This is a genomic window from Cellulomonas sp. (assembly GCF_015234515.1).
Classification (GTDB): domain Bacteria; phylum Actinomycetota; class Actinomycetes; order Actinomycetales; family Cellulomonadaceae; genus Cellulomonas.
Map to the genome: position 1 here is coordinate 244,267 of NZ_JADGMY010000010.1, position 8,555 is coordinate 252,821.

General features: G+C 75.0%; 7 protein-coding genes and 1 tRNA gene. 5 read left to right on the forward strand and 3 right to left on the reverse strand.

All coding sequences use genetic code 11. The features are described 5' to 3' along the window. Positions 1 to 123: 123 nt before the first annotated feature. Both IR158_RS03410 and IR158_RS03415 read right to left on the reverse strand, forming a co-directional pair. Positions 124 to 1,686, reverse strand: coding sequence for a GTPase (locus tag IR158_RS03410; RefSeq protein WP_291809518.1), 1,563 nt, complete (start codon positions 1,684 to 1,686; stop codon positions 124 to 126). After that, positions 1,683 to 3,362, reverse strand: a complete 1,680-nt coding sequence (locus IR158_RS03415) for a dynamin family protein (RefSeq protein ID WP_291809520.1) — start codon at positions 3,360 to 3,362, stop codon at positions 1,683 to 1,685. The genes IR158_RS03410 and IR158_RS03415 overlap by 4 nt, the downstream gene beginning before the upstream one ends. Positions 3,363 to 3,517: 155 nt before the next feature. Here IR158_RS03415 and IR158_RS03420 point away from each other — a divergent pair. From IR158_RS03420 to IR158_RS03430, 3 genes are all read left to right on the forward strand, one after another. Beyond that, a tRNA-Arg gene (locus tag IR158_RS03420) sits at positions 3,518 to 3,590 on the forward strand. A gap of 357 nt (positions 3,591 to 3,947) precedes the next feature. Beyond that, positions 3,948 to 4,544, forward strand: coding sequence for an isochorismatase family protein (locus IR158_RS03425; protein WP_291809522.1), 597 nt, complete (start codon positions 3,948 to 3,950; stop codon positions 4,542 to 4,544). Continuing rightward, positions 4,541 to 5,365, forward strand: a complete 825-nt coding sequence (locus tag IR158_RS03430) for an NUDIX hydrolase (protein WP_291809523.1) — start codon at positions 4,541 to 4,543, stop codon at positions 5,363 to 5,365. Before IR158_RS03425 ends, IR158_RS03430 begins: the two co-directional genes overlap by 4 nt. A gap of 37 nt (positions 5,366 to 5,402) precedes the next feature. Here the strand turns inward: IR158_RS03430 and IR158_RS03435 are convergent, their stop codons facing one another. Further along, positions 5,403 to 6,983 carry a DUF2079 domain-containing protein gene (locus IR158_RS03435; protein WP_291809526.1) on the reverse strand — a complete coding sequence of 527 codons (1,581 nt, stop codon included), beginning with the start codon at positions 6,981 to 6,983 and terminating at the stop codon, positions 5,403 to 5,405. A gap of 446 nt (positions 6,984 to 7,429) precedes the next feature. On the opposite strand from IR158_RS03435, the gene IR158_RS03440 reads away from it, so the two are divergent. Together IR158_RS03440 and orn are read left to right on the forward strand one after the other, a co-directional pair. Next, positions 7,430 to 7,732: a hypothetical protein gene (locus tag IR158_RS03440; RefSeq protein WP_291809528.1), complete on the forward strand. Its 303-nt coding sequence runs from the start codon at positions 7,430 to 7,432 to the stop codon at positions 7,730 to 7,732. A gap of 26 nt (positions 7,733 to 7,758) precedes the next feature. Continuing rightward, positions 7,759 to 8,448, forward strand: a complete 690-nt coding sequence (orn, locus tag IR158_RS03445) for an oligoribonuclease (protein WP_291809531.1) — start codon at positions 7,759 to 7,761, stop codon at positions 8,446 to 8,448. The last annotated feature ends 107 nt before the right edge of the window (positions 8,449 to 8,555 follow it).

Below are 8,555 nucleotides of genomic sequence, written 5' to 3' on the forward strand. Positions count from 1 at the left end.
GAGCCGCCATCGTCGACCGCGGAGCGGGCAGCGCAGGGTGCCGGCGGACGCATCGGTGGACGAGGGCGCCGAGCGCAGGGGCTGTGGTCGGCTCGCACCGGCGGTGGTCCGCCGGTGCCGGTGTCAGCTCTCGCCGAGCGCCTGCGCCGCGAGCTCGCGCGCGTGCCGGTGCTCGGCCAGCACGTCCTGGGTCGGCGCCAGCAGCCGGACGCGGGCTGCCGACTCGATCGCCGCCCGGCCGTCGGCGACGACACGTGCACCCCGGGCGCGGGCCGCACGGCGCCGCACGATCGTCGACGCCGCGAGCAGGAGCACGGCCAGCCCGAGGAGCCCGGCCACCAGGGACGTCGCCGGCAGCCACGGCGTCGCGGCACCGAGGCGGTCCGCCAGCAGGAGCCCCGCACCGACGAGCCCCGCCGCGCCGGCGACGGCCGCCAGGATCAGCAGCACGGTTGCGGCACGTGAGCGTCGGGCGGCGAGCGGGACGTGTGCGAGCGCGTCCGTCACCGCCAGGCGCAGCTCGGCCGTCGTCGCGACGCGCGAGCGCAGGTCGGCCGCCCAGAGCTGCGGCAGACCCTGCGTGACGCTCGAGAGCCACGACGCCCGCGCGAGCCCGACACCGTCGGCGTGCACCTCACCGAGCCGCGGCGGTGTGCCCGCGCCGCCGCGCACGGCAGCCGCCACCGCGTCACCGACGGCGGTCAGTCCGGCCGCCGCGGACAACCGGTCCACGACCACGCCGACCGCCAGCGCGCTCGGCGCGGGTTCGCGAGCCGCCGTCTGGGACTGGACCAGGCGCGCGGCGTCGGCGATCTCGGCGTCGGCGTGCACCGCGGCGACCGACCGACGGTCGACGGCGTCGGCGATGGCGGCGCGCAGCCCGGCCACGCCCTCCGCCGTGACCGCCGACACCTCGTGCACCTCGACGTCCGGCAGCCCGTCCTCCACGAGCAGCCGCCGGACGTCCTGGACCAGGTCGCCGCGCACGGCGGGCGGCACGGTGTCGACCTGGTTGAGGACGAGCAGCATCGACGCGTCCCGGCCGGTCATGCGGCGCAGGTAGCCGGAGTGCAGGGCGTTGTCGGCGTACTTCTGCGGGTCGACGACCCAGACGAGCAGGTCGACCTGCGGCAGCACCCGGTCGACGACCTCGCGGTGCTCGGGGGCGATCGAGTCGTGGTCGGGCAGGTCGAGCAGGACCAGGCCGCGCAGCGCGGCCTCGCTGTCGCCGTCGAGCACGCTCTCGCGCTCGATCCGGTGCTCGGGCTCGACGCCGATCCAGTCGAGCAGCGGCCCGCCGTCGGCGCCCCACACGCACGCGGTGACGCGCGAGGTGGTCGGCCGGCGTACGCCCACGTCAGCGAACTGCAGACCGCTGACGGCGTTGAACAGGCTCGACTTGCCGGATCCCGTGCCCCCGGCGAGCGCGACGACGGTGTGGTCGACCCCGAGCGCGAGACGCTCACGGACGCGGTCGATCGTCGCTGCGACGCTCACCACCACGGCGGGGTCGAACCGTGTCCCGCCGACTGCGAGCGCACCGTCGAGCGCGTCGACCCGCTCGTCGAGCGCGGCCGTGGTCTCGCCACGCACGGCTCCACCGGGCTGGACGCGGACCTCGCGCGTGGGACGCGCGTCGCGGGTGACGACGGGGACCGTCGTGGTGCTCGTCGGGTCGTCGCTCATGTCAGCCCCTTGAGGACGGCGAGGCGCAGCCGCAGGCGCGACGAGGCGTCGGCTGCGAGGTCCGGGTCGTCGAGCGTGCGGTCCGCGATGGTCCGCTCGAGGTCCACCTGCGCACGCGCACGGCGCACCAGGTCCTCGCGCAGTTCCGACACGACGTCGTCACCCGCGGGGCCGAGCAGCGTGCGGACCGCCGACGCCGCCTCGTCCAGGCCGGCCGCGGCCGCGAGCGCCATGGCGGTCAGCGCCTCCTCGCCGACGGCCTTGCCGACCCGCGCGCGGCGCCGGGAGTCCGCCCCGCTGCCGGCCAGCGCGACACGCACGACGCGGGCGCCCTCACCGGTCCAGGCGCGCGCGGCCCGCTCGGCGGCCGCCGCGCGCGACGCCTCGCCGTCCGGCCAGCGTTCGAGCACCGACGCGCCACCAGGGGGCGCCGACGGGCCGGTGAGCGCCGCCCGCAGCGCCGCGCTCCCCCGGTGCCCGACGGCGGTCAGCACGGAGGTCGTCGACTCGGTGAGGTCGCCCATCAGCGGCGCGACGGCGGCGCCACGGGCACGGGCCGTGCGGGCGGAGCCGCGCACGCGTCCGGAGCGGCCCACGAGCCGCGAGAACGGCGCGCCCTTGGCCACCAGCTGCGCCCAGCGCGCGCGCACCGCGCCGTCGGCCACCGCACCGGCGCGGACCGTCTCCGCGGCGGCGTCGCCCGGCGCGGCCGTCGCCTCGTCGAGCGTCTGCCCGATGCGCGCGGCCGCGTCGGCCTGGTCCTGCACGGCCTCCGCGAGCTCGTCGACCCAGGGCCGCAGCGCGGCGAGCGCGCCGCGCAGGGTGCGCGCGACGACCGTGCGCGCCCGGTCCGGTCCGGCGAGCATGGTCAGCCACCGCAGGACGGGCGCGACGACGGCGGGCGTCAGGGGCCCGGAGTGCGGGCCGACGTCCGGGATGACGAAGAGGGGCGACCCCGCCAGGCCGTGCGCGCGCAGCCGGTCGAGCAGGTCACCGCGGACGGTGGGCATCGAGGCGACCGGCACGCGGTTGAGCACCATCGCCACGGACGTGCTGCGCTCGACGGCCGACCGGAGCACCTGCCAGGGCAGCGCGTCGCCGTACCGGGACGCGGTGGTGACGAAGAGCCACAGGTCCGCCGCCTCGAGCAGCCGGTGGGCGGTGTCCCGGTTGGCGTCGAGGACGGAGTCCAGGTCGGGGGCGTCGAGGATCGCGATGCCGCGTGGCACGGTGTCGGACGCGACGGCCTGCACCTCGTCGAGCACCGGGTGGTGCGACAGCAGGTCCGTGTCCAGGGGGTGGTGGACGAGCACGGGCTCACGCGTAGTCGGGCGCAGGACGCCCGCGGCGCTCACCTCCCGCCCGACGAGCGAGTTCACGAGGGTCGACTTGCCCGCGCCCGTCGAGCCGGCGACCACGACGACGGCGGGCGCCGACAGCTCGGTCAGACGCGGCACGAGGTGCTCGTCGAGCTGGTCGACCAGGCGGCCACGGGACGCCCGCGCCTCCTCCACACCCTCGATCTCGAGCGGGAACGTCGTGGCCTCGACGTCGCGGCGCAGATCGCGCACCGCGTCCAGCAGCGACGTCTGCGCGAGCGGCCGGGCCAGGATCTGCTGGGCAGCCGACGGCTCGCCGAAGTCACCCGGCGCAGGCACTGACGTCTGCGCAGGCACGGTTCCAGGCTGCGCACTCACGGACCCATTGTCGGTCCCACATCTGACCAGGCCAAACGCGGCGCGCGGGTGACACGTCACGGGTCTGCTGCCGGAGTCGTCCGCGGACACGCCGGAGGGCGCCCGACGGACCCCCACTACGCTGGTCGCCACTGGCCCCCGTAGCTCAATGGATAGAGCAACGGCCTTCTAATCCGTAGGTTGCAGGTTCGAGTCCTGCCGGGGGCGCCGCACTGAGGTGCTGCTCCGCGCCGCGGGTGACGGGCGCCGTTCCGACCCGGTGTCCTTCGCGCGACAGCAGAGCGCACACCCGCTCACACCGGTCACTCTTTATGGTCAACTCGACCATCATCGCTGGCGCGGTGCATCTCGGGGTGCAACAGTGGTCACCGTGACCACAAGAACTCGACCCGACGTCCCCAGCACCGCGCTGCTGACCGACCACGACGAGCTCACGATGCAAGGGCGGCACGGGCGGGCGCAAGATCGCCTACCGAGCTGACCGCCACCGACCTGGACCTCGCACCGGGCACCCCGCCTGGCCGCTGACCCGACCGACATCGGCAACCTGATGGGAGCCACAGCATGAAGAGTGCACTGATCGTCGTGGACGTGCAGAACGACTTCTGCGAGGGCGGTGCGCTGGCGGTCGCCGGCGGCGCCGACGTCGCGGCGCGCATCACCGACTACCTGCGCCGGCGCGGCGACCGGTACGACACCGTCGTCGCGACGCGGGACTGGCACGCGCCCCTGCCGGACACCAACGACGGCCACTTCGCCGCGGACGGCGACCCGGACTACGTGACGACGTGGCCCGTGCACTGCGTCGCCGGCACACCGGGTGCCGAGTACCACCCGGACCTCGTGCTGCCGGAGCGCACCGTCCACGTCGTCAAGGGCGAGTCGCGGCAGGACTACTCGGGGTTCCAGGGGCGCGTCGTCGAGCCCCCGGACGACCGTCAGCTCGCGGGTCTGCTGCTCGCCCGGAACATCGCGTGCGTGGACGTCGTGGGGATCGCCACCGACTTCTGCGTCGCGGCGACCGCCGTGGACGCGCGGCGCGGCGGCGCGACCATCGTCACCGTCCTGACCGACCTCACGGCCGCGGTGTCGGCCCCGACCGCGATCAAGGCGCTGACCGACCTGACCGCCCGCCGGATCCGCCTCGAGGAGTCGCGGTGAGCGGCACCGACCCCGCCGGGCACGCAGCGCCCGAGGGCTACGACCCCGGCGACTACCCGCCGTTCGCCGTGACCGTGGACCTGGCGATCTTCACGGTGCGCGACGGCGCGCTCAAGGTCCTGCTCATCGCGCGGTCGGCGGACCCGTACGCGGGAGCCTGGGCCCTGCCCGGCGGGTTCGTCGACATCGACGAGGACATCGCCGACGCCGCGTGGCGCGAGCTCGCGGAGGAGACGGGCCTGACCCGCACGGACTGGCACCTCGAGCAGCTGCGCACGTACGGCACGCCCGGCCGGGACCCGCGGATGCGGGTGGTCTCGGTCGCGCACGTCGCCTTCGCACCCGACCTCCCGGACCCGCAGGCGGGCTCGGACGCCCGCAACGCCCGCTGGTGGGACGTCGACGACCTCAACCTGCCGGGGCTGCGGGGCGGCAACCACGACAGTGACGTCGACGACGCGCCCGCGTTGGCGTTCGACCACGCGCGCGTCCTCGCCGACGCGTTCGACCGGGTCGCGGCCAAGATCGAGTACACGTCGCTCGCCACCGCGTTCTGCCCGCCCACGTTCACGCTCGGCGAGCTCCAGCACGTCTACGAGGCCGTGTGGGGCGTGCGGCTCGACCGCTCCAACTTCCGCCGATGGGTGCAGCAGACGACCGGCCTCGTGCGCCCGGCGCAAACCGACGAGGTGCGGCCGCCTCAGGGGCGGGGGCGGCCCGCCGCGCTGTTCGAGGCCCGGACCGAGGGCGTCCGGACGCTCCATCCCCCGCTCCTGCGCCCCGAGCACGCTCGCACCCTGCGCGCGGACGAGAAGCGCTGACGATGTCGGCCGTCGGGGTCCGCGTGGCCGGGCGCGGTCACCCGCCCTCGACGACCCGCGCCACCTCGTACCCGTCCTGCACGTGCACCAGCTCGAACGCCGCCTCCGGGTGCAGCATCTGCGCGACCTGCAGGACGTCGCCCCACTCCTGCGGCGTCCCACCGCCCTGCCGGTCGATCACCAGGTACTCCGGCACGGGGTTCTGGTTGCCCAGGTAGTACACGTCCGTGCGGTCGACGAGGTACGACATCAGACCGATGTCCGACTCGACGACGGCGCCGTCCGGGATCACAGCCAACGTGTCCCGAGCGGCCTGCTCGCGCGGCGCACCGAAGTGCAAGCCCGGGTTCGTCAGCTGCCACAGGGGCAGCTGCGACATCAGCATGAGTGACGCCGTCAGCCCCACGACCGGCGCGTACCGGCTGTACCGCCGCAGCCAGCGCACCCGCCCGCGCCGCGCACGATCGATGCCGTCGAGCATCGCCACGTACGCGATGGGCAGGAGCACGGCGCTGTAGTGCCACGTGGGCTCCCAGTAGCCGGGCTCGGCCGACAGGAAGCGCCACCCCAGGGTCGGGGCGGCGAGCAGCACGAACGGCGAGCGCAGCGCGATCGCGCCGGTGACGATCACGAGCAGCCACAGCGTGTAGCCCTTGGCGGGCGCGTACAGCGCGAGGGGGTCCGACAACGCGGCGGCCAGGTCGAGCCTGGACCCGTACGCCCACTCCCCGTCCGGGTTCAGCGAGGGCAGCACCACGCGCGTCGCGAGCACGAACGCCCCGACGCCCCACGCGGAGAGCCACAGCATGGCGGGGCGCCGCGAGCGCCACGCGAGGACCACCCCGAGCACGGCGGTCGTCAGCCCGAGGTCCTCCTTCACCAGGGCGAGCAGCGCCCCCGCGACGACGGCCGTGCGCCACTGCTCGCGCAGCACTCCCACGAGGGCGATGGCCAGCAGCGGGACCGCGAACGCGATCTCGTGGAACTGCGCATCGACCGCGTACTGCAGACCCCAGCTCAGGCCGGCCGCGACGCCGACGAGCACGCCGACGACGCGTCCCAGCAGCGGGATCGCCGCGCGCGTGATCACCGCGGCGGCCAGCCCGAACATCACGTTCTGCACGACGAGCAACGTGAACGCGTGCGGGAAGACCGCGTACACCGGGCCGAGCAGCACGAGCAGCGGGTGGAAGTGGTCGCCCAGCAGGTGGTACTCGGGACCCTTGATGTGGACGATCGGCGCCTCGAACGCCGCGTAGCGCGACGCGAGCTGCGTGAAGATCCCGAGGTCCCACGACCGGACGACGAACGCCTGCCACTGGACCAGCGAGTAGACCGTGTAGACGGCCGCCACCAGCAGCCCGACGCCCGCGGGCAGCGCCCAGGTCCGCGCGACCCCGCGAGCGCGCTCGCGGCGCGAGACCCGCGGGGAGTCGACGCTCGACGTGGCCGCGTCCCGGGCGGTGTCCTCGGGGGTCTCGTCCGCCGCGTCGACCTCGTCCCGGGCGGTCTCCGCGTCGGGCTCGGTGGCCGCGCCCGGGGCGGCCGTCTCGTCCGGTGCGGCGGCGACGACGTCCTCGTGCTCCTCGACCGGCGGCGCGGGCTCTCGCGACGTCACGTCACCTCCAGCGGGATGCGTCGGCGGGCGACCCACCGGTGGACGCCTGGAATCCTGCCACGGCCGCCACGACGCCGGAAATGTGGTGACAGCGCGCGGGCCCCTCTGGTGCCCTGGAGGTACCCATCCACCACGAGCACACCCCCGCGAGGGGGTGCGCCCCGTCATGTCCGCAGGAGGACACCATGCACCCCCTCAGCACCTACGAGGTCCATCGCCGGGACCAGGTCGACCTGCTCCGCCGGTCGACGCGGCAGCCGGTGCGCGAACCCGACGCCAGACCACGGGGAGACGCCCACGGCCGGCCACCGGATCCGGCGGCCCGGCGGTCCGGCGTCCGCGGCCCGTCCGCCAGGTCGACGTGGGCGCCCACGGCGTGAGCCGTGGCACCATGACCCCGTGCTCACGCCCGCCCGCGTCCCCGCCGCCGGCGGGCGCCGCGCGTGATGGGCCGCCACGACGGCCGCGCCGCGGTCCCCCGGGCACCCTGGTACGCCAGGGCGGGGCGTGCTGCGCTGCGCTGGCTCGGCCGGGCGGCCCTCGGGGCGCTGGCCGGCGGCGTGGTCCTGGGCGCGACGCTGTGGGCGGGCACCTCGTGGGAGGCGGCGCGGGCGCTCGGAGCGGCCGCGGCCGTCCTCGTCGTCGCGGCGACGGCCCTGGCGGCCACGCTTCCCCCGGTGCCGGGGCCGCCCACCGCCGCCGACGAGAGGGCGGGGACACGCCTTCCCCCGTCGAGCGGCGACCGGTGACCCCTCACGGGTCCTAGTCTGTCGACGTGACGAGCACCTCCGACGACGCACCCACCACCGCGACCACCGCCGCCAGCGGCCTCCAGTCCAGCACCGACCGCATCGTGTGGGTGGACTGCGAGATGACCGGGCTCGACCTGGTCCACGACGCCCTCGTGGAGGTCGCCGCCGTGGTCACCGACTCCGAGCTCAACATCCTCGGTGAGGGGGTCGACGTCGTCATCGCGCCACCGCCGGAGGCGCTCGCCCAGATGGGCGACTTCGTGCGCACCATGCACACGACGTCGGGCCTGCTCCCCGAGCTCGAGCGCGGCGTGACCCTCGCCGACGCGCAGGCCCAGGTGCTCGAGTACGTGCGCACGTGGGTCCCCGACCCGGGCAAGGCCCCGCTGGCGGGCAACTCGGTCGGCACCGACAAGGCCTTCCTCGAGCGCGACATGCCCGAGCTCGTCGGGCACCTGCACTACCGGATCGTGGACGTCTCCTCGATCAAGGAGCTCGCCCGTCGCTGGTACCCCCGCGTGTACTTCGCGTCCCCCGAGAAGAATGGCGGCCACCGCGCGCTCGCCGACATCCTCGAGAGCATCGACGAGCTGCGCTACTACCGCGCCGCCCTGATGCCGGCCGCACCCGGACCGGACTCCGCCCAGGCCCGCAGGATCGCTGCGGACGTCGTCGCCACGAGCGTCAAGAAGGGCCTGCTGCCCGGGGCATGATCCTGCAAAGCACGCAGGGCGCCGACCGAGGTCGACGCCCTGCGACTTGCTGGGGTGGCTAACGGGACTTGAACCCGCGAACCGCTTATCTGTACGGACACACTCTA

What these genes read in the sequence shown, in the direction of transcription:
- IR158_RS03410 (WP_291809518.1), bottom strand. Translation starts at nt 1,686, where the DNA reads ATGAGCGACGACCCGACGAGCACCACGACGGTCCCCGTCGTCACCCGC.
- IR158_RS03425 (WP_291809522.1), top strand. Translation starts at nt 3,948, where the DNA reads ATGAAGAGTGCACTGATCGTCGTGGACGTGCAGAACGACTTCTGCGAG.
- IR158_RS03440 (WP_291809528.1), top strand. Translation starts at nt 7,430, where the DNA reads ATGGGCCGCCACGACGGCCGCGCCGCGGTCCCCCGGGCACCCTGGTAC.